Below are 20,141 nucleotides of genomic sequence, written 5' to 3'. Positions count from 1 at the left end.
TGGTTGATCTATCAGAAATTGCGTGGGCCCGTTTGATATCGATAACCGGCACGCAAGGCTGATCCAATATGGTCCATTAAGGTCCGGCTTTGTGGCCATTAGCCTTTCAAAGCACCTGCAGTGATGCCGCGCACAAGGGGTTTCAGCCCAAGCGCAAGCAGCAGCAGGGAAGGCAGCAGCAGCAGGAGCACGCCGGAGAGTATCAGATTCCATGAATTCATCTCTTCGAACTGCAGCATGCCGATCCCGATTTGGACGGTTCGCATCTCGACCCGGTTGGTGGTCAAAAGCGGCCACAGGTACATGTTCCAATTATTCAGGAACGAGTACACGCCCAGCGTGGCGATTCCCGGGATAGATAACGGCAGCACCATGCTCAGGAAAACGCGGACATGTCCGCAGCCGTCCACGCGGGCCGCTTCAAACAGCTCCTTCGGCAGCTGCAGGAAGGTCTGTCTGAGCAGGAAGGTTCCGAAGGCCGTGGCCAGAAATGGAATGATGAGCCCTTGATAGGTGTCCAGCCAGTTCAGGCTTTTGACCGTCAGATAGTTCGGAATCATGATCACCTCCCACGGGATCATCATCGTGGCGAGAAAGAGGCTGAACAGCAGCGTTTTTCCCGGGAATCGCAGGAAGGCGAAAGCGTATGCCGCCAGACTTGCGGTCACGATCTGCCCGAGCATGATGGCAATGGAGACAACCAGGCTGTTTCCGATAAAGGTAAGGACAGGAATCGTATCGATCACCTTGGCGAAGTTGGACAGATTGACGGCTTCGGGAAGCAGAGGCGGCGGATAGACGGCCGATTCGGCCTCGCTCATCAGCGATGTCGACAAGGTGTATAGGAGCGGGAAAAGAACGGCCAACGAACCGAGAAGCAGCGCGATGTAGATGAGGCTTTTGGGCATGAGACGCATGTTCACTGGTAATGCACCTTCTTCTCGACGAATTTAAATTGAAAGACGGTCAGCAGCAGAATGATGGCAAACAGGATGAGTGCCTGCGCGCTGCCGATGCCGAAGCGAAAATTGACGAAGGCATCCTGATAGATGTTGAATACCATGACGTTGGTGCTGTTCATCGGACCGCCTTTGGTGAGGATGTTGATTTGTCCGAATGCTTGGAAGGCACCGATGACCGATACGACGGACGTGAAGAATAACGTAGGGGAGATTAGCGGCATCGTAATCCGGAAGAACGTTCTCAGCGGACCGGAGCCGTCTATCTTGGTGCTGTCATAGATATCTTCGGACACGCCCTGCATGCCGCTCAGCATCAGGATATAGTTGAATCCAAGATTCATCCAGATTGTCATAAGCGCGACGGAGATCATGGCCCATTTCGGATCGGTCAGCCATTGGACGGGCTGCGTGCCGAGCAGCGACAGAAAATAATTCAGTATGCCTAAGGACGGATGGTATAGAATCATCCAGATCATCGAGCCGGTACCGACGGACACGGCCATCGGAAGCGAGAAGATAAAGCGGAATATTTTCATGCCCTTGAGTTTGTTGTGCGTCAGGGCAGCCAGCAGAATCGCAGCCGCCATGCCGGTCGGAACCGTCAGCACGATGAACAGCAGGGTATTGCCAAAGCTTGTATAGAACATGTCGGAGGCCAATATTTCCCTGAAGTTGTCGAATCCTACGAATTCCGCTACCCTGCCTTGCGGATCGGTCAGGAACAGGCTAAGATAAACCGACTTGAGCAGCGGGTAGAATAAGAACAGGGCGAATATGAGCAGCGAAGGCGCTAAACATGCATAAGCGAGCAGAATTTCTCTGCGCCTTGTTCTCTTGATCGAGACGGGTTTCGCCGCGGTTGATACCTCCGGCCCGTTGACGTTCGGCGATAGAGAGTGCCCCGGAGAAGGAAGCGTGAATTCTTTTTCCATCATCATGTTTTACCTCACTTTCCAGCTTGGCCTTACAGCCTTGAGTATAGGAGCCGGATGTAAAATCCAGTAAGGGGTTTTGTAAGAATACCGTAATTTATTGCCGGACATGGCAGTTGCTGAAGGCGAGCTTGCCAGTGCCGGTACAAGAATATTCCATTCCCTAAAAGCTTGCACGTGGAAAAGAGATGTGATATCTTATACCTGTAACCGGTTACACATGAATGAGGTGATGACGGTATGGCAACGATCAAGGATGTGGCGAATCAGGCGGGCGTATCCGTAGCCACGGTTTCGCGGGTTTTAAATGGAAACGGTTACGTGCATGAGGACACCAGGTCCAAGGTGGAACAGAGCATTCGAGAGCTGAATTACACGCCGAATGAAGTGGCGCGTTCTTTATACAAGAGGAAATCCAAATTGATAGGACTTTTGCTTCCCGACATCATGAACCCTTATTTCCCGCAGCTTGCCCGCGGGGTAGAGGACGAGATGCAGGAGAATGATTACCGATTGATCTTCGGAAACAGCGACGAGAGCAAGAAGAAGGAAACGGAGTACATTCAGACGTTTGTCCAGAATAATGTGGTTGGCGTCATATCATCGACCAACAACCCGGATGCCGACATGTATGCGGGGCTGAACATTCCCGTCGTGTTTCTGGACCGCACCTCGTCGGACCACCCTTCCGTGTACGCGGATGGCCGTCAGGGAGGAAGAATAGCGGCTGAGGAAATCGTGCGGCGAGGGAGTAAAGCCATAACGGTAATTCAAGGCCCGGCGGATGTGCGGCCTGCACAGGAACGTTTTGAAGGAGCCGTCGAGGTTCTGGAGCAACAGGCGGCTGCGTATCAAGTGCTGAAGACGACATCGTTTTCTTTAACCGATGCCGAAGAATTCGCCCAGAAAGTGTTCAGCGAATATCCGGACACGGATGGCATAATCGCGAGTAACGATATTATGGCATCCGCCGTGGTGAAGGAAGCGTTTCGGCTGGGGAAAAGGGTGCCGGAAGACGTACAAATTATCGGATTTGACGATATTCTGCTCAGCAGGCTGCTGGCCCCGCCGCTGTCGACGATTCATCAGCCGGCGTACGAAATGGGCCGGGAAGCGGCCAGATTGCTTATCGGGCTTATCGAAGGGCAGCGCATAGAGAAAAGCAATATCGAATTCTCGGTTGAATTCATAGAGCGGCAGACAACGAGAAAGGTGGAATCGTGATGGCAAAAATCGTGGTGATCGGAAGCGCGTCGATGGACTTGGTGGTGACCTCCGCCAAGCGCCCTGGCGCGGGAGAGACGGTGCTGGGCGACAGCTTTAAGACGGTGCCCGGAGGGAAGGGAGCCAACCAGGCCGTCGCGGCGGCAAGGCTGGGTGCAGAGGTGACGATGGTTGGCTGCGTCGGTGACGATTCCTTCGGCGAAACGATTTTGAGCAATTTGCAGTCGAATGGTGTTCTTACGGATTATGTGGAACCGGTTACAGGTATGGAAAGCGGCACGGCGCACATCATTTTGGCAGAGGGAGACAACAGCATCGTGGTGGTGAAGGCTGCCAATGATCGGATCACTCCGGAATACGTAGATCAGGCGGAAAAGGCAATCCAGGCGGCGGATATCGTGTTGATTCAGCAGGAGATTCCGGAAGAAACGGTGGTGCACGTGAGTGCGATATGCGCCAAGTATCAGGTGCCATTGATGCTGAACCCCGCTCCTGCCCGTCCGGTGCCGAGCGTCGTTATTGAACGGGCGGCATACATTACGCCAAACGAACATGAAGCCGCTATCCTGTTTCATGACGAGCCGCTCGGCGACGTGCTGCGCCGGTATCCGAACAAACTCATCGTAACGGAAGGGAAAAAGGGCGTTCGTTATTTTGACGGTATGCAAGAGGTCGTGGTTCCGGGCTACAAGGTTGAAGCCGTAGATACGACGGGTGCCGGCGATACATTCAACGGCGCATTCGCCGTGGCGCTGGCCGAGGGCATGAGTCTGACCGACAGCCTCAGATTCGCGAACCGCGCCGCTTCCTTGTCGGTCATGAAGTTCGGAGCGCAGGGCGGAATGCCGTCGCGTCTCGAAGTGGAAGGGAGCCTTTGATCATGAAGAAGAACGGCATGTTGAACAGCCACATCGCGAAAGTGCTGGCGGATCTGGGGCACACCGATACCATCGTGGTCGGGGACGTTGGCCTTCCGGTTCCTCCAGGCGTTCCGAAGATCGACCTGGCGTTAACGCTGGGGACGCCGAGCTTTATGGAGGTGGTGGAGGCGATCGCCGACGATATGGTCGTTGAAAAAATCGTCATTGCTGAAGAAATGAAGCGGGAGAATAAGGAAACACTGCATGATATACATGAACAATTTCAGGATTGCGAGATCGAGGCTTGCTCGCACGAGCAGTTCAAGGAACGGACTCGAAACGCCAAGGCGTTTATCCGTACGGGCGAAGCCAAGCCCTATGCGAACTGCATTTTGCAGGCCGGCGTTCATTTCGGTTAAAGAGGAGGAAGCATCATGAACATTGAGATGACGAATATCCATAAATCCTTTGGCACGAACCGGGTGCTGGCGGGCGTGGACTTTGATCTCCGGGAAGGAGAGGTTCATGCCCTGATGGGAGAGAACGGCGCGGGCAAATCGACGCTGATGAATATTTTAACCGGGCTTCACAGCCGGGATGAGGGCAAGATCTTGATCGACGGTCAGGAAACCTATTTTGCGAACCCGAAGGAAGCCGAAGAGAAAGGCGTCGCCTTCATCCACCAGGAGCTCAACATCTGGCCGGAGATGACGGTTCTGGATAACTTGTTTATCGGCAAGGAGATGACATCCGGCCTGGGATTCCTCAACATGAAACAAATGAAGGCGCTTGCGAAGGAACAGTTCGGCAAATTGGCGGTGACGATACCGTTGACGCAGGAGGCAGGGGAATGCTCCGTAGGCCAGCAGCAGATGATTGAGATCGCCAAAGCGCTCATGACCAAAGCGAAAGTCATCATTATGGACGAGCCCACGGCGGCACTGACCGAAAGGGAAATCGAGAAGCTGTTCGGCGTCATCCGCTCGTTGAAAAAGCAAGGCGTATCCATCGTTTACATTTCCCACCGCATGGAGGAGATCTTCACGATCTGCGACCGGATTACGGTTATGAGGGATGGCAAATCCGTGGACACCAAGCCGATTCCCGAAACCAACTTTGACGAAGTCGTCAAAAAGATGGTCGGCCGGGAGCTGACCGAGCGATATCCCGCACGGCATCCGTCTCCGGGCGAACCGGTGCTGGAAGTGAAAAATATTTCCGGCAAGGGCCGGTTCGAGAATGTGAGCTTCTCGGTCCGAGCCGGCGAGATCGTAGGCGTATCCGGTTTGATGGGCGCGGGGCGGACCGAGATGATGCGAGCGATCTTCGGGCTGGACCCGCTGGATAGCGGGGAAATCTGGGTGCGCGGCAAGAAGGTTCATATCAAGAAGCCGGATGATGCCGTGAAACACGGCATTGGATTCATAACGGAGGATCGCAAGGATGAAGGGCTGGTCCTGGATTTCTCGGTCCGTGAAAATATGGCGCTGCCCAATCTGTTCAGCTTCTCATCCAGAGGATTCATCTCCGGGAAGAAGGAGCAGGATTTCGTCGAAACGCTGACAAAGCGGCTGCAGATCAAGACCCACTCATCCGAGACGCATGCACGCAATCTGTCGGGGGGCAACCAGCAGAAGGTGGTTATCGCCAAATGGATCGGCATTGGGCCGAGCGTGCTCATCCTGGACGAGCCGACCCGCGGCGTGGACGTAGGAGCGAAACGCGAAATTTACCAGCTGATGAATGAGCTGACCGAACGCGGCGTGGCGATTCTGATGGTCTCGTCGGAGCTGCCGGAGGTGCTCGGGATGAGCGACCGGATTCTCGTCGTTCACGAGGGCAGGATATCCGGTGAACTGGATCGCGAACAAGCCACGCAGGAACACATCATGACTCTAGCTACAGGGGGACAGTAATATGACAACTATTAACGATGCCAAGGCGGGAAAAGGGTTCAAGGTCTCAGGTTTGACGCAAAAGCTCGGTCCGCTGCTCGGACTGATCATTCTGATCGTCATCGTTTCCGTCCTGAATCCAAGCTTCTTGGAACCGCTTAACATTCTGAACCTGCTGCGTCAGGTATCGATTAACGCACTGATTGCTTTCGGTATGACGTTTGTTATCCTGACGGGCGGCATTGACCTGTCGGTCGGTTCGATTCTCGCGCTCTCCAGCGCATTTGTCGCCAACATGATGGTGGCCGGCTTTGACCCGATTCTCTCGATCATCATCGGCGTTGCGCTTGGCGGGGTGATGGGCATGATCAACGGTCTCATGATCACCAAGGGGAAAATGGCGCCGTTTATCGCCACCTTGGCTACCATGACGATATTCCGGGGACTTACGCTGGTTTATACGAACGGCAATCCGATTACCGGGCTTGGCGACAGCCTTGTCTTCCAATTGTTCGGCCGCGGATACCTGCTGGGCATTCCCGTGCCGGCCATTACGATGATCATCACGTTTGCCGTGCTGTGGGTCATCCTGCATAAAACGTCGTTTGGCCGCAAAACGTATGCCATCGGCGGTAACGAAAAAGCATCGCTTGTATCCGGCATTAAGGTACCGCGCGTAAAGATCATGATTTATTCCCTGGCAGGGATGCTGTCCGCGCTGGCAGGCGCGATTCTGACGTCCCGTTTGAATTCCGCACAGCCGACAGCGGGTACCTCCTATGAACTGGATGCCATCGCAGCCGTTGTGCTGGGCGGTACAAGCCTGACCGGGGGACGCGGCCGAATTGTCGGCACGCTGATCGGGGTGCTGATCATCGGAATTCTGAACAACGGGCTCAACCTGCTCGGCGTGAACTCATTCTATCAAATGGTTGTCAAAGGCGTCGTGATTGCGATTGCCGTACTGCTCGACCGCAAGAAATCGGCTTAAGGGGGAGAATGAACGATGAAAAAAACAACTTTGCTGCTCGTATCACTCATGCTGATCTTCATCACGGGCTGTTCCCTGGAGCCGCCGGAATGGGCAAAGCCCAAAACCGGCGGGGACGTCAAAGACATCAAGATCGGTCTTTCCATCTCCACCTTGAATAACCCATTCTTTGTCTCCTTGAAGGATGGCGTCGTCGCCGAAGCGGCGAAGCAGGGAATGGAGGTCGTTGTCGTTGACGCGCAGAACGACTCTGCCAAGCAGAGCAATGACGTTGACGACCTGATTCAGCAGGGCGTCAATGCACTGCTGATTAACCCGACGGATTCGTCCGCGATCTCGACCGTGGTTCAAACGGCAAACAGTTTGGGCATACCGGTCATCACCCTGGACCGATCGGCGGATCAAGGCGAGGTCGCTGCGCTGGTCGCCTCGGATAACGTGAAGGGCGGCCAAATGGCAGCCGAATATATCGTGGAGCAGCTGGGCAAAGATACGAAGGTCATTGAGCTCGAAGGCGTTCCGGGCGCTTCCGCGACCCGCGAACGGGGCAAGGGCTTCCATGATATCGCGGATGAGCAGCTGAACGTGGTCGCGAAGCAAGCGGCGGATTTTGACCGGACCAAAGGTCTTACCGTGACGGAAAATCTGCTGCAGGGCAATCCGGACGCCAAAGCGATATTTGCCCACAATGACGAAATGGCCCTGGGCGCAATCGAAGCGATTCAAAGCTCGGGCAAAGACATCATGGTCATCGGCTTTGACGGCAACGACGATGCGCTGAAGTCCATCGAAGCCGGCAATCTGACGGCAACGGTAGCCCAGCAGCCCGAACTGATCGGTCAGCTCGCCGTCGGCGCAGCCAAGGACGTGCTGCAGGGCAAAGAGGTGGAAGCGAATATCGCGGCACCGCTGAAGCTGGTCGTGAAGGAATAACTCGCGAAAATCAAGAAGCGTTCCCCTGCGATAGAAGCAGGGTAACGCTTTTTTTTGCTATCCTGCTCATTCCATTACGGACTGCGATGTAACTCACAGCCTTGCGATGGCAGCAGGAATACAATATCGTAAAAGAGAACAGTTATTTCGCATGTGATATTATAATGGTTGTGTATGCGTTTACTGCTGAGATGTAAAAAAGGAGCTATGTATCTATGACAACGGAAAAAAGAAAACAAGCGATCGTGATCGTGGGCTACGGCGGAATGGGCAGCTACCATGCCAAGCTGATTAAGGACAACGCGTTTCTTGAGGTGACCGGAACCTACGATATTCTGGAAGAGCGCCGGAAGGCGTCCCGGGAGGACGGGTATTCTGCCTACGAGAGTTATGAGCAGGTATTGAACGATGATGCGGTTGACGTGGTGCTCATTGCAACGCCGAACGACGTGCATAAGGAGCTGGCGCTTCAGGCGTTTGCGGCAGGCAAGCATGTTATCTGCGAGAAGCCGGTAACATTGTCCGTAGGTGACTTTAAGGACATGGTCTCCGCTGCCGATGCCGCCGGTCGGGTGCTGATGGTTCACCAGAACCGCCGCTGGGACGAGGATTTCCTGACGATTAAGCAAATGTACAACGAAAAGACGATTGGCGAATTGTTCCGTATCGAATCCAGGGTACACGGGGCGAACGGCATTCCGGGCGATTGGCGCCATCTGGAAGCGCACGGCGGCGGCATGCTGCTGGACTGGGGCGTGCATTTGCTGGACCAGATCCTGTTCATGGTGGACAGCCGGATGACCAGCCTGAGCAGCCGCTTGAGCTTTATTTTGGGCGATGAGGTGGATGACGGCTTTGAATCGGTCATCGAATTCGAGAACGGCGTATCGGTTCTGATCGAAGTGGGAACGACGAATTTCATTACGCTTCCACGCTGGTATGTCAAAGGAACCGAGGGAACCGGCATTATTGAGGACTGGTCGTTAAACGGAAGAGTCGTTACCCGGAACCAGGATGCGGCGAAAGTGGAGCCGAAGCCGATTCAAGCCGGGGTAGGCTTGACCAAAACGATGGCCCCTCCTTCCGAAGAAGCTACCATTACGGGTGCCCTGCCGGAGCCATACCGTCAATCCAGCAGCTTCTTCGATAACTTTGCGGCCGTGACCCGGGGCGAGGCACAACCGATCGTGAAGAACGAGGAAGTGCTGCGGGTCCTGAACCTGATCGAAGCGGTGTTTGAATCGGCCAGAACGGGCGAAACGCTGAAGGATTTCGATATTTACCCTGCGTAACCTAACGAAGGACAGCACTTATTGAATATCGTAAAGAAAGTACCGCGGCCGCCAAGCGATTATGCTTGAGGCTGCGGTACTTTTTATGTTGACGTCGTTGATCCGCCCATTTTTCATGGATTGCCAGTCCTTGCTGCGGTCATTTGGCGTGATCCACCTTCCCGCTGCCTCCGCCTTGCAGCACCCGCCTATAGTCGCTGGGCGCCCAGCCCGTATCCTGCTTGAACAGCTTCGAGAAGTAGGAATAGTTGGCGTATCCGACCTTCGCCGCAATCTGATACACGGACATCGGAGTCGACTCCAACAGATGTTTGGCCGTCCGGATGCGGGCCTGAATGATATAAGTGCCTAAAGATATGCCCGTTTCTTTCTTAAAGACGCGGGCCAAATAATCCGGGTTCAGAAAGACGATTTCCGCCAGGGTCGTTCGCGTCAGCTCCTCCCCGTAATGGCACCCGATATAATGCTTGATTTCCTCCACCACGGTATGAGAATGGCCGGCGTAGGCTTGATATTCGGCTGCCGTGCGGACGAGATACGCCATGTATTTTTCCATGTCTTCAATCGAGTTTAACGACTGCAGAAATAACTGATCATTGGTTTTGCCGGTATACAGCTTATGAGCCTGGATCTCTTTGCCCTTCAGATAGGAGTACACGAGCTGCACCATATCCAAGCGGAATAAACGCAGCACCGAAGCGCTGTGGACGCCGCTCTTGGCCAAATTCTGCAGGTACCGGCGAGTTTCTTCGAGAAAGGCGGCCGGGTTGTTTTCGGCAAGCAGCGCCTCCCAATCTTGAAGCGGAGGAGGGGTATACGCGGCTTCTTGCAGCGAATGCCGTTCCAGAAACATGATCTGGTTGCGCTTCTTGATCATGTCCTCGTTCATTTGCAGCAGGTCCCGCATGGATTTGTTGATCCCCTCCAAAGCCGCTGAGACCGATACGTTGCAGCACGCATCGCTCCGAAGGAACCGGTTGGCTTTCTCGATGAAGGACCTGCAGATGCATTCAATGACCGCGGTATCCGGAGAATGATTCCACTTCAGGATGACCATCCATTCGTAATCCCTATACTCCATGACGGTCTCAACCGTAAAGAGCGGATCCTGGAACAATTCGGACAGCACGTTGAGAAACGCGTAATCAAACAGGTCCTTGTCTTCTTTGCCCAAGCTTTGATCATACGGAAAAATCGTGATCAGCAGGGGGAGAAACAGATCCGACATCGCATAGGACAGATTCTGCTCCGCGATATATCCGGCGATGGCCGCCCGGTCCGACGAAGCTTTTTTTTCCTTGATCAGCTTGCTCCAGAAGTGCTCTTGCAGCTTTCTTTGGTTTTTCTTCCACAGCTGCCCGTTCTGTATCGCCTCCTGGTCGCTTTGCTGTTCCTTAGCTTTGTACACGGCCTTGGAGATGATGAGGCTGAGCTTATCGAATTCAATCGGCTTCAGGAAATAGTCGAAGCTTTGCAGCTCAATCGCTTTCTGCGCATAGTTGAAATCGGCGTAATTGGTCAGGAAGATCGTCTGTATGCCGTATTGTTCCTCGCGTATCCAGGCGAGAAGCTCCAGTCCGCTGCCCTGCGGCATTTCGATGTCGCAAATGAGGATCTGAACGGAATGACTCTGCAGAATTTCCCTTGCCTGCGCCACGCTGTAAGCGGTATGGATTTGTTCGATCGAGAGTGCCTTCCAATCAATCTTCTTCTCCAGCGCGGCCACGACAAAATAATCGTCATCAACCAGCAATACATTCATGAAATGTCTCCTCTCCTTTCCTGCAATGGCTGGGGCAGCGTTAGTGCGACGCTGGCACCGCCGCCTTCCGGGTTCGAAAATTCCACCTGCGCGCGATGATGGTAGAGCAGCTCCAGCCGCTGAAGGGTGTTCATGATCCCGATGTGTTTCCCTTCGCTTTGATCCAGCGGCTTGCCGTTTGCCAGCTTATCCAATACGTCTTCCGGAAAGCCGGGACCGGTATCGGAGATCCGGATGACCGCATAAGGCTTATCGTCCTCCGCCCGCAAACTGACGGTCAGGCGAATTTGCAGCACCTGATCTCTGGATACGGCGTATTTCACCGCGTTTTCAATAAAGGTCTGGAGCACCAGGGGGGGAATCGTGAGGCCGGCAAGCTCTTCTTCAAACCCGATATGATAAGAAAAGGCATCGCGGTAGCGGTGCTTCTGAATCTCCAAATAAATCCGGACGTGCTCGATTTCGTCCTCAAGCCGCACGAGGTTATCGCCGCTCTGAAAGATGTAACGAAAATATTTGGACGTGGACAGCGACATATATTCGATTTCCTTAAACATTTGCATTTGCGCCATGCTGTAGATGTTCGTCAGGCAGTTCAGGAAAAAATGGGGGTTGATCTGCAGCTTCATATAATCGAGCTGGATTCTTTGCTTCTCGAGCTCCTGCTCGTAAATATCGATTTTAAATTTCTTGATCTGTTCGATCAGGTGTTTGAATTGGGAATTCACCTGCTCGAGCTCGATGATCTCGCTGCTCATGAAATCCAGATTTTCGCTATCCTCATGGATGCGCCTTACGTTTTCCGAGAAATTCTGAATCGGCTTTAACACCTTCTTCTTGAAATACAGCATGACCACGCTGAGCGTGCAAGTGAGCAGTACGAACAGCAGCATAATGAGCAGCTGGGCGATCATGATGGTCTCGAACACGCCGAACTGGATGACCAGCTGTACATTGAAGGAGGCATTCGAGAATCCCTCGGTGACCGTAGTCCGCGGCTGTGACAGGCTGAACAAGGAAGCCTTGGCGCCTTCGAGCGGCTTGGCTCCCGCCTCGCCGGCACCTGGACTCGTAAGGGCGGCTCCTTGGGCATCCACCAGAGAGACGAACCCGTCCTCGCCCAAATCCAGTTCCTGGAGCGGCCGGACTAGGTCGTCTGCGGAGATGAGGCAGATCAAGTACCGGTTGTGATAGGGTACGATGTTAATGACGTAATGGGTGTCCTGCACCAGGATCGGGTTCCAGTTCGAGTAGAACGTTTCGTATACGTTTTTGGAATCCGTGAGAGAGACGATTTGTTCCTTCAGCTCCTGGAACTCCGTATACGACAAGGACATGGGGGCATAGTTCTGGAAGAAATCCTGTTCCTTTAAATAGAAGAAGAAGTTGTATTCCTGGCCATAGTTTTTTTGAAGCTCATTAAACTGTTTATGCACTCTTTCGCTCGACTTAATATAATTCACGTAATCGGTGCCGGGGGTATCCATGTTCTTGACGCTTTCGTCGTTCGCGAGCGTCCAGCCCATATAGTGGTTGATATACGAGAAGTCATGATTGATCTGCCGGATGTACAGATTCGCCGTATCCTGCAAATAGCGGGTGGATTGCTGCTTCACGATGAAGATCGAGGCGAAGCTGATCACCAGATCCACCACCAGGGCAAAGACCGAGATGAAGAGCATGATTTTCACATAGTGACGAATGGGATAAGGCTTGTTATTCAGTGCTTTAACCATAGGGATTTCGTGATTCCTTTCAGTTCGCCTATATTATGAAAGCGTTTTTATATCGGTAAGGATATTATAAATGGAAACGTCGAAAAAAACAGGAGCGAACGCTCGGGCATTTTCCATAAAGTCCGGATAACACATCGTAAAGTCCGAATACCGGCATGTTTGAGCGGAGGACGGGGGGACGGCGGTGAAATGGACAAGGCAAAGGTCCGGATAGCGCATCATGAGGTCCAAATCATGACGCCGGATCGCAGTATACTGAAATTGCTTACGTGACATACCGGGTTCATGACGACGCGAACGAAAGGGGAATCGATTTGAAAGCAGGCCAACTGAATAGAACCACACACCCAACCCTCGGGCGGATCAGAAAGAATTGGGGCCTGTATTTGCTGCTGCTGCCTGCGGTAGTGCTGGTTTTGTTGTTTTCTTACGTGCCGATGTACGGCATTTTGATCGCATTCAAGGATTACAGTCCCGCTCTCGGGATTATGGACAGCCCCTGGGCCGGCCTGAAGTACTTCGAGAAGTTTTTTAACTCCTATCAATTCTCGACCACCATAACGAATACGCTGGTCATCAGCTTATACAGCGTTGCGACGTTCCCGATTCCGATCATGCTGGCCTTGATGGTCAATCAAATGCGCCAGAATGGGTTCAAGCGCTTCTTCCAGACCGTAACCTACATGCCGCATTTTATATCGACGGTCGTCATGGTGGGACTCATGCTGATTCTGTTCTCGCCGGGCTCGGGATTGATCGGGAATATCTTCCGGCTCTTTGGTGCGGAAGCGCCGAATCTGATGGGATCGGCCGGTTTGTTCAGCAGCGTGTACGTATGGTCGGACGTGTGGCAGCATACGGGCTGGGACAGCATTATCTATATCGCGGCGTTGTCAGCGGTGAGCCCCAGCCTGTACGAGGCGGCCACCATGGACGGGGCAAGCAGATGGCAAAAAATCCGGTTCATCGACATTCCGATGCTGATGCCAACGGTCGTAACGCTGCTCATTTTGCGGATCGGGAGCTTGCTTGGCGTCGGGTTCGAGAAGGTTTATCTCATGCAAAACAGCCTCAATATTACCTCCAGCGAGGTCATCTCCACGTATGTGTACAAAATCGGGATGCTGAGCAGCCAATACAGCTTCTCGTCGGCCATCAATTTGTTTAATACGGTCATCAATTTTGTTCTGCTGATTCTGGTCAACCAGATTTCGAAAAAATACAGCGAAAACAGTTTGTGGTAACGCAAGAGAGGAAGGGTTCTATGGGCGTAGTGGAAGTAAGAGAGAAGACGGGGCCGCGGCAGAGGCATACCCGATCTTCCGACAGGGTGCTGGAAATCGGCCTGTATGTATTCGCCGTCTTGATGTTGATCGTGCTGATTTACCCGCTGTACTTCATCGTCATCGCTTCGTTCAGCGAGCCGGCAGCGGTCGCGAATGGACAGGTATGGCTGTGGCCTAAGGATTTTACGCTGGCAGGCTATCAAGAATTGCTGAAGCACTCTAATATATGGATTGGGTACCGAAACACGATTGTGTATACGATCGTAGGTACAGCCATCGGCCTGGTGGTTAACATATCCGCAGCTTACGCGCTGTCCCGCAAAGACCTCGTGGGCCGCAAGTATATATCGCTGCTCTTTATATTTACGATGTTCTTTAACGGCGGTTTGATTCCGACCTTCATGACGATCCGCGATTTCCAGCTGTACGATACGTTTCTTGTCATGGTGCTGCCGTTCTCGGTTGCCGCCTTCAACATCATCGTGGCGCGGACCTTTTTCCAGAGCAGCATCCCGGAGGATTTATGGGAGGCGGCACAGCTGGATGGCTGCGGAAATCTCCGATATTTCGTGACCATCGTGATTCCGCTTTCGAAAGCGGTCATCTCGGTCATCGCCTTGTGGACGGCCGTGGGTCATTGGAATTCTTATTTCAACGCCCTGATCTATTTAAAAGATACGAACCTGTACCCGCTGCAGCTCATTCTGCGCAATATTCTGGTCACCAACCAGATGCAGTCCGCCATGGGTACCGGGGAAGCCGCGGCCATTGCGCTGCGTCTGGCCAACATTATGCGCTATGCGGTCATTATCGTCGCCACGGTGCCGATCATGTGCATCTACCCGTTTGTGCAAAAGCATTTCAACCAGGGGGTGATGATCGGAGCCGTCAAGTCGTAACACCGCGATGGATTGATGAAAAATAAGTATAGGGGGAATGGTGGAATGGGAACAAACCATGCAAAGAGGAGACATCGCCTCAAACTGGCTGCCGTTATCATGTTGGCCGCAATCCTGCTGTTGAACCTGGCGGGCTGCAGCGGCGGCAAGAAGGAGGACGCCAAGTCGGATGCCGAAGCCGCTTTTAACAAAGAGGGCCTGCCGATCGTGAATGAACCGATTACGCTGGACGTGCTGACCGTTCGATGGGGCAACATGGGGGATACGTTCCTCCAGAACCAGTGGCTCAAGGATTTGGAGAAGGAGACCAACGTCAAAATCAATTGGCAGATCATGTCCTCCAATGATTGGGGCGAGCAAAAATCGATCATGCTGGCAAGCGGTACGCTGCCGGATATCATTTTCGGAGATATCGTATTCAGCGATTCCGACATTGTCAACAACCTGTCGTATTTCCGTCCGCTCGACGACTACATCGATCAATACATGCCGAATCTGAAGGCGGCGCTGGAAGAAACGCCCGAGATGAAAAAGATGAGCACCTTCCCCGACGGGAAAATCTATTCCTTGCCGGCGCGGCTGCCGTCCAGGCCGAAAGCTTCGATCCAGCCGATCATTAACAAAACCTGGCTCGATGCACTCGGATTGGACGTACCGGACAACACAGACGAGCTGTATGAGGTGTTCAAGGCGTTTAAAGAACGAGATCCGAACGGCAACGGCAAGGCTGACGAAATTCCGGTCAGCGGATCAGGGAACATCAGCATCGATTTGTTGAATCCGTTCGGCATCACGGACATCAACGGAAACAGCATGATGGTCATCGATAACGAACCTGTTTACTACCCGGTGACGGAGAGTTACAAAGAAGCGATCAAGTGGGCCCATAAGCTGTACGCCGAAGGCCTCATAGACCAAGAGATCTTTACGCAGGACAGCACCATGTCCACGGCAAAACATCAGAACCCGGATGCGGCATTGATCGGTTTCTCCAACCAATGGGTACCGGACGCGGTATTCGGAAAATGGAAGGATCAATACATCGCGATTCCATCCATTGCCGGTCCTGACGGTAAAAGGTACCAGGGGGGCGAGCCTGAGGGCATGAGCCTGCGCAGAAACGAGTTTCTCATCACCACGTCGAACAAGCATCCGGAAATTTCGGCCCGCTGGGCGGATCAGTTCTACACCAATGAAGCGAGCATTCAGAATTTTTGGGGAGCCATCGGCACAGTGATTCAGAAGAACGACGACGGAACGTTTACGCTCATGAGTCCGCCGGAGGGAACGAGTGCGGATGCCTGGTACTGGGAGCAATCCGTAAGGGATTTCGGTCCCAAATACGTAAGCCCGAGCTTCGAGAAAAACATCATATTGGATGAGACCACGGGTGACGGCTTGAAGCTGGTCATCGACAAGCTGGGCAGCGATTACGTGACGACGCCGTTCCCGAACGTCATGTACAGCGCCGAAGAATTCCAGGAGCTGCCTACGCTGACTACGGATATCGATGGCTTTGTCGGCACGACCCGCGCAAAATGGATATCCGAAGGCAACATCGATGCGGAATGGGACGCGTATGTCAAGAAGCTGAACGATATGGGACTGGAGCGGCTGGTACAGATCCGCAAGGAAGCCTATCAGCGGTATATCAGCGTCAAATAAGGATTGACGGCCATCGTCATGAGCTGCCCCGCAGATCGAAATGCTGCGGGGCAGCGTGATTTCGAGGGAATAGAGTTTGGTTTGATTTCAATAGGTATTAGAGTGTCAGGCTTCAACGGAGAAGGCGGAATTATTTTGGAAAAGCAAAGCGGTCTCCTTTGTTCTCTAATTTCTACAGCGTTTTTATATATCTCAGAGGAAATTAGAGAACAACAGAGATTGGAGGAATAATCCGCATGCGCAGTGATGAGTTCGTTTCATCTATATAATCTACAGGAGGCAGCAATCATGGGGAACATCAAAGTCACGGTATGGAATGAATACCGGCATGAGAGACATAATGAACAGGTAGCCGGCATATATCCGAATGGGATTCATCGTGCGATAGCGGATCATCTCGAACAGGTGGAAGGTTTGGAAGTAGCCACCGCCGTACTGGATGAGCCGGATCACGGATTGACCGATGAGCGATTGGCGAACACGGATGTACTGCTGTGGTGGGGCCATCTGGCACATGACGAGGTCCGCGACGACATCGTCGAGAAGGTTCGGCAGCGGGTGCTGGACGGCATGGGATTGATCGTGCTGCATTCCGGTCACGGCTCCAAAATCTTCTCCAGGCTCCTTGGCACGAACACCGGGATGCTGAAATGGCGCGACGACGGCGAGATCGAGCGTTTATGGGTCGTTGAACCGAGCCATCCGATTGCGCAGGGGCTGGGTGAATATATCGAGATTCCGCGGGAAGAAATGTATGGAGAGCGGTTCGAAATTTCGGCGCCGGATGAGCTTGTGTTCGTCTCCTGGTTCGAAGGCGGGGAAGTGTTCCGAAGCGGGTGTTGTTACAGGCGCGGCAGGGGGAAGCTGTTTTATTTCCGTCCGGGCCACGAAATGTTTCCGGTCTACCACCAGCCCGAAATTCTGCAGGTGATTACCAATGGCGTGTTCTGGGCCGCTCCGGTTGAAGGAGCTAGAACGGCTTACGGGCGGGTGGCGCCCATCGCTCCTGTCGCACAATCCTAATGAGAGACCTAATAGGAGGAGTGTTCTAACGATGAATAAATTTCGAATCGGCTTAATCGGTTTGGGCGGGATGGCGCAGGAGCATATCCGCTGGATGAATGCAGAGAATGTCTATCAGTTTGTGGCCGTGAGCGACGTCAACGGAGAAGCGGTGGCCAGAGTAGGCGATCAGTTGGGGATCGAGGACGGGAAACGCTATGCGGATTTCAAGGATTTAATTGAAGATCCTGACGTCGATGCCGTCATCTCGGTCACGCCCAACAACGTGCACGCTGATATCATCAGCGCATGCTTGCAAGCGGGCAAGCCTTTTTTGGCGGAAAAACCATTCACGCGAGTCTTCGAAGAAGCCATCTCCTTGCTGGAGCTGTATGAGAAACAGCCCGTTCCCGCCATGATCGGATTTACGTACCGATATACGCCCGCTTTTCGTTATGCCAGGGAACTTATCCGTACGGGCAAGCTGGGTACGATCCGTCATTTCTCCATTCAGTATTTGCAGGGGTTTGGCGTGCCGAACCAGCAGGTTCCCTACATGTGGAGATACAACAAAGCCATCACGGGGACGGGAACGCTGGGAGATCTCGGTTCGCATATGATTGATATGGCCCGTTTTCTGTTTGGAGAGTTCGAAGAAATCACGGCCCAGCTACATACCATCATCCCGGAACGCCGGGACCCGGTAACGGGAGCCATGGCCAAGATCGAGGTCGATGATTTTGCCAGCTTCCAGGCCCGGATGGAGGGTGATATTATGGGCGTTTTCCAGACGTCACGCAATGCATTCGGTTCAGGCAATCAGCATGAAGTGTCCATTTATGGCGACCACGGCACGGTCCACGCGAGCACATTGGATCCGGAGCGGGTGGTGTGGATTCGCGAAGAAGAGCCTGGGCAGCTCGCCAGAACGGCAATGGAAGTGCCGCAGCATTGCAAAGTCAAGCAGTATGCCGATTTTGCCGCGATATTGCGGGGAACGCCTGCCGACGGAGTGCCTGGGTTCATGGACGGATACCGGAATCAAGAAGTGCTGGATGCAGTCGTCAGGTCAAGCGAGACCAAAACGGTGGTTGAGCTGGGCAATTCCATCGGCCAACGGATTCAGAGTTTGTCATAACGTCTTGCCCATCCAAATATAGAGCGCCATCAAACTGAACAGAAACAGGCAGAAGTTAACGCCCACAAACAATCCGCGTTTAACGGGCGAGCGATGGAACTGAAAAGGGGTGCGCATTTCCCCCGTGCCTTCGATCAGGAACAGGATCAGCACCGTGTGAATGATCATATGGCCGATCACTTCTTTGTAACCGAATACAAGGCTTGTCATAATAAAAATGCCGGATACCAGCAGTGCCGTGAACCGGTTCATGATGCCTACGATGAATGCCCATGCCAGTCCGATTTCAACAAAAGCGCTAATCATGACAAAATGCTCAATGGTAAAACCGAAGGTAGGAAGTCCATAGCTGCCCATAACCGTGCAAGCGAGCTCGGGAATGGTCAGCTTTTCCATGGCAAGCCAAGCGAGGGACATGCCTGTGCATATATACAAGACCGGGGCTGCCGATCTTTTGATGGGAGTGCCGCACACAAACAGATAATAAACAATGCCGAGATAGAGCAAATAATCGATGGAATGAAAAAGACCGTAGGATAAGGACGCCTGAATATAGAGCAGGAATAGGATGGCGCCGCTCACCGGCAAGGTGCGTTTATAGAGAAGGCACGCTGCGGCTGCGGATAGGCCGAGGATGATCCACATGGAATTGGTTCGGAATTCGGGGGCGAGGTACGAGCCGCTCAGAAGCTGCAGTATCAGCCCGATGGCCAGCCCAATACGCAGAATCACCTCGGTGTGTGGCCTAAGCCTGTGCAGCCATCCGTGGATTCGCACGACGGGCCGCATCTTTCCCAAGGGATCGTGCAATGCGCATGTGAGCAACAAGATCAGCAATGTAAACGCTAACCAAAACAGGAACGTCAGCGTAACGATACGGGGAAAGGGCAGAGGGACCCATTCAAAATTGTCCGTGAACCATTTGACATGAATATTGATGTTGCTAATCTTGGAGAAATGCATTACCATTCAATAAGTTCCTCCCTTAACCAACTCTAGTCACTTATCCAAGATAATACATATATAACTAAAAAAGTATATTGTTGGATAAATATATCCCTGATAATGATAATATTATCCCTTAGCGAGCATACCTGGGCAGCGTCTGATTTTACAGGCATAACAAACAAGCCGATCCTATGAACTGCACCCCAATTGTTAGACACATCTAACAGTTGGAGGTGCAGTTTTTTATGACTAAATTTACTAAGGACAGCAAATTGGCATTAATTCAAGGGTATGACTCGGATCTTCTATCTCAGTCAGAATACGCAAATCAAATGCGCGTTACCAAGTCTCAATTCCAATATTGGTTAAAGCTCTATGAGATGCATGGTGAGGCCGTCTTTACTAACGGCTATACAAATTATCCGGCAAGCTTTAAACTGGACGTACTCAATCATATGGCTCAATCAGACGCTTCTCTCATGGATACCGCTGCATTGTTTAAGCTTCCGGACTTCTCCATGTTGTATTCCTGGCAGAGAAAGATGGAGACTGGCGGTTTAGAAGCCCTTGAGCCAAAAAAGAAGGGGCGTCCATCCATGAAGAAAAATTCCAGTTC

General features: G+C 52.7%; 19 protein-coding genes. 14 read left to right on the top strand and 5 right to left on the bottom strand.

Annotated features, from left to right (window positions below):
• Positions 1 to 98: 98 nt before the first annotated feature.
• Both BMX45_RS25180 and BMX45_RS25175 read right to left on the bottom strand, forming a co-directional pair.
• Positions 99 to 917, bottom strand: coding sequence for a carbohydrate ABC transporter permease (locus tag BMX45_RS25180; RefSeq protein ID WP_175495206.1), 819 nt, complete (start codon positions 915 to 917; stop codon positions 99 to 101).
• A 2-nt stretch (positions 918 to 919) separates the two neighbouring features.
• A complete protein-coding gene (locus tag BMX45_RS25175) occupies positions 920 to 1,900 on the bottom strand; it encodes a carbohydrate ABC transporter permease (RefSeq protein ID WP_090912868.1) in 981 nt (326 codons plus the stop codon).
• A gap of 234 nt (positions 1,901 to 2,134) precedes the next feature.
• On the opposite strand from BMX45_RS25175, the gene BMX45_RS25170 reads away from it, so the two are divergent.
• From BMX45_RS25170 to BMX45_RS25140, 7 genes are all read left to right on the top strand, one after another.
• Positions 2,135 to 3,118 (top strand): LacI family DNA-binding transcriptional regulator, encoded by a 984-nt coding sequence (locus tag BMX45_RS25170; protein WP_090912866.1) that lies wholly within the window; start codon positions 2,135 to 2,137, stop codon positions 3,116 to 3,118.
• Positions 3,118 to 3,996: a ribokinase gene (gene rbsK, locus BMX45_RS25165; protein WP_090912864.1), complete on the top strand. Its 879-nt coding sequence runs from the start codon at positions 3,118 to 3,120 to the stop codon at positions 3,994 to 3,996. Before BMX45_RS25170 ends, rbsK begins: the two co-directional genes overlap by 1 nt.
• Before the next feature lie 2 nt (positions 3,997 to 3,998).
• Positions 3,999 to 4,397 carry a D-ribose pyranase gene (rbsD, locus tag BMX45_RS25160; RefSeq protein WP_090912862.1) on the top strand — a complete coding sequence of 133 codons (399 nt, stop codon included), beginning with the start codon at positions 3,999 to 4,001 and terminating at the stop codon, positions 4,395 to 4,397.
• 15 nt (positions 4,398 to 4,412) lie between these two features.
• On the top strand, positions 4,413 to 5,894 hold the full coding sequence (locus tag BMX45_RS25155) for a sugar ABC transporter ATP-binding protein (protein WP_090912860.1): 1,482 nt from the start codon (positions 4,413 to 4,415) through the stop codon (positions 5,892 to 5,894).
• A gap of 1 nt (position 5,895) precedes the next feature.
• Positions 5,896 to 6,864, top strand: a complete 969-nt coding sequence (gene rbsC, locus BMX45_RS25150; protein WP_090912858.1) for a ribose ABC transporter permease RbsC — start codon at positions 5,896 to 5,898, stop codon at positions 6,862 to 6,864.
• Positions 6,865 to 6,879: 15 nt separating this feature from the next.
• Positions 6,880 to 7,797 (top strand): ribose ABC transporter substrate-binding protein RbsB, encoded by a 918-nt coding sequence (rbsB, locus tag BMX45_RS25145; protein WP_009592597.1) that lies wholly within the window; start codon positions 6,880 to 6,882, stop codon positions 7,795 to 7,797.
• Positions 7,798 to 8,012: 215 nt separating this feature from the next.
• Positions 8,013 to 9,089, top strand: coding sequence for a Gfo/Idh/MocA family protein (locus BMX45_RS25140; protein WP_090912855.1), 1,077 nt, complete (start codon positions 8,013 to 8,015; stop codon positions 9,087 to 9,089).
• 139 nt (positions 9,090 to 9,228) lie between these two features.
• Here the strand turns inward: BMX45_RS25140 and BMX45_RS25135 are convergent, their stop codons facing one another.
• Positions 9,229 to 10,851 (bottom strand): response regulator, encoded by a 1,623-nt coding sequence (locus tag BMX45_RS25135; RefSeq protein ID WP_090912853.1) that lies wholly within the window; start codon positions 10,849 to 10,851, stop codon positions 9,229 to 9,231.
• On the bottom strand, positions 10,848 to 12,587 hold the full coding sequence (locus tag BMX45_RS25130; protein WP_090912851.1) for a sensor histidine kinase: 1,740 nt from the start codon (positions 12,585 to 12,587) through the stop codon (positions 10,848 to 10,850). The genes BMX45_RS25135 and BMX45_RS25130 overlap by 4 nt, the downstream gene beginning before the upstream one ends.
• A gap of 314 nt (positions 12,588 to 12,901) precedes the next feature.
• Between BMX45_RS25130 and BMX45_RS25125 the strand changes: the two genes are divergently transcribed.
• Genes BMX45_RS25125 through BMX45_RS25100 form a run of 6 tightly spaced genes read left to right on the top strand, consistent with a single transcriptional unit; the run spans position 12,902 to position 18,577 of the window.
• Positions 12,902 to 13,831, top strand: a complete 930-nt coding sequence (locus BMX45_RS25125) for an ABC transporter permease (protein ID WP_090912849.1) — start codon at positions 12,902 to 12,904, stop codon at positions 13,829 to 13,831.
• Positions 13,832 to 13,851: 20 nt separating this feature from the next.
• Positions 13,852 to 14,772, top strand: a complete 921-nt coding sequence (locus BMX45_RS25120; protein WP_090912847.1) for a carbohydrate ABC transporter permease — start codon at positions 13,852 to 13,854, stop codon at positions 14,770 to 14,772.
• A 45-nt stretch (positions 14,773 to 14,817) separates the two neighbouring features.
• The gene (locus BMX45_RS25115) at positions 14,818 to 16,437 is read left to right on the top strand and encodes an extracellular solute-binding protein (RefSeq protein WP_090912845.1); all 1,620 of its coding nucleotides are present in this window, start codon (positions 14,818 to 14,820) and stop codon (positions 16,435 to 16,437) included.
• Between the two features lie 3 nt (positions 16,438 to 16,440).
• Positions 16,441 to 16,668, top strand: a complete 228-nt coding sequence (locus tag BMX45_RS31450) for a hypothetical protein (protein ID WP_090912843.1) — start codon at positions 16,441 to 16,443, stop codon at positions 16,666 to 16,668.
• Positions 16,669 to 16,725: 57 nt separating this feature from the next.
• Positions 16,726 to 17,460 carry a ThuA domain-containing protein gene (locus BMX45_RS25105; protein WP_090912841.1) on the top strand — a complete coding sequence of 245 codons (735 nt, stop codon included), beginning with the start codon at positions 16,726 to 16,728 and terminating at the stop codon, positions 17,458 to 17,460.
• A gap of 31 nt (positions 17,461 to 17,491) precedes the next feature.
• Complete coding sequence (locus BMX45_RS25100) at positions 17,492 to 18,577, top strand: Gfo/Idh/MocA family protein (RefSeq protein ID WP_090912839.1); 1,086 nt, start codon at positions 17,492 to 17,494, stop codon at positions 18,575 to 18,577.
• Here the strand turns inward: BMX45_RS25100 and BMX45_RS25095 are convergent.
• Positions 18,572 to 19,546 carry a hypothetical protein gene (locus BMX45_RS25095; protein ID WP_090912836.1) on the bottom strand — a complete coding sequence of 325 codons (975 nt, stop codon included), beginning with the start codon at positions 19,544 to 19,546 and terminating at the stop codon, positions 18,572 to 18,574. The genes BMX45_RS25100 and BMX45_RS25095 overlap by 6 nt on opposite strands.
• Before the next feature lie 224 nt (positions 19,547 to 19,770).
• Here BMX45_RS25095 and BMX45_RS25090 point away from each other — a divergent pair.
• On the top strand, positions 19,771 to 20,141 hold a 371-nt coding region (locus tag BMX45_RS25090; protein WP_139212496.1), incomplete at its 3' end, for a helix-turn-helix domain-containing protein.

Source organism: Paenibacillus sp. cl141a (genome assembly GCF_900109305.1).
In the GTDB taxonomy this organism is placed as follows: domain Bacteria; phylum Bacillota; class Bacilli; order Paenibacillales; family Paenibacillaceae; genus Paenibacillus_AQ; species Paenibacillus_AQ lautus_A.
This window is presented reverse-complemented; position numbering and strand designations above follow the sequence as displayed.

Bases quoted from the DNA above. Each gene is read 5' to 3' on its own strand.
- BMX45_RS25170 (WP_090912866.1), top strand. From the start codon at position 2,135: ATGGCAACGATCAAGGATGTGGCGAATCAGGCGGGCGTATCCGTAGCC.
- rbsC (WP_090912858.1), top strand. From the start codon at position 5,896: ATGACAACTATTAACGATGCCAAGGCGGGAAAAGGGTTCAAGGTCTCA.
- BMX45_RS25100 (WP_090912839.1), top strand. From the start codon at position 17,492: ATGAATAAATTTCGAATCGGCTTAATCGGTTTGGGCGGGATGGCGCAG.
- BMX45_RS25095 (WP_090912836.1), bottom strand. From the start codon at position 19,546: ATGGTAATGCATTTCTCCAAGATTAGCAACATCAATATTCATGTCAAA.
- rbsK (WP_090912864.1), top strand. From the start codon at position 3,118: ATGGCAAAAATCGTGGTGATCGGAAGCGCGTCGATGGACTTGGTGGTG.
- BMX45_RS25135 (WP_090912853.1), bottom strand. From the start codon at position 10,851: ATGAATGTATTGCTGGTTGATGACGATTATTTTGTCGTGGCCGCGCTG.
- BMX45_RS25140 (WP_090912855.1), top strand. From the start codon at position 8,013: ATGACAACGGAAAAAAGAAAACAAGCGATCGTGATCGTGGGCTACGGC.
- BMX45_RS25180 (WP_175495206.1), bottom strand. From the start codon at position 917: ATGCGTCTCATGCCCAAAAGCCTCATCTACATCGCGCTGCTTCTCGGT.
- BMX45_RS25115 (WP_090912845.1), top strand. From the start codon at position 14,818: ATGGGAACAAACCATGCAAAGAGGAGACATCGCCTCAAACTGGCTGCC.
- BMX45_RS25120 (WP_090912847.1), top strand. From the start codon at position 13,852: ATGGGCGTAGTGGAAGTAAGAGAGAAGACGGGGCCGCGGCAGAGGCAT.
- BMX45_RS25130 (WP_090912851.1), bottom strand. From the start codon at position 12,587: ATGGTTAAAGCACTGAATAACAAGCCTTATCCCATTCGTCACTATGTG.
- BMX45_RS25155 (WP_090912860.1), top strand. From the start codon at position 4,413: ATGAACATTGAGATGACGAATATCCATAAATCCTTTGGCACGAACCGG.
- rbsB (WP_009592597.1), top strand. From the start codon at position 6,880: ATGAAAAAAACAACTTTGCTGCTCGTATCACTCATGCTGATCTTCATC.
- rbsD (WP_090912862.1), top strand. From the start codon at position 3,999: ATGAAGAAGAACGGCATGTTGAACAGCCACATCGCGAAAGTGCTGGCG.
- BMX45_RS25105 (WP_090912841.1), top strand. From the start codon at position 16,726: ATGGGGAACATCAAAGTCACGGTATGGAATGAATACCGGCATGAGAGA.
- BMX45_RS25175 (WP_090912868.1), bottom strand. From the start codon at position 1,900: ATGATGATGGAAAAAGAATTCACGCTTCCTTCTCCGGGGCACTCTCTA.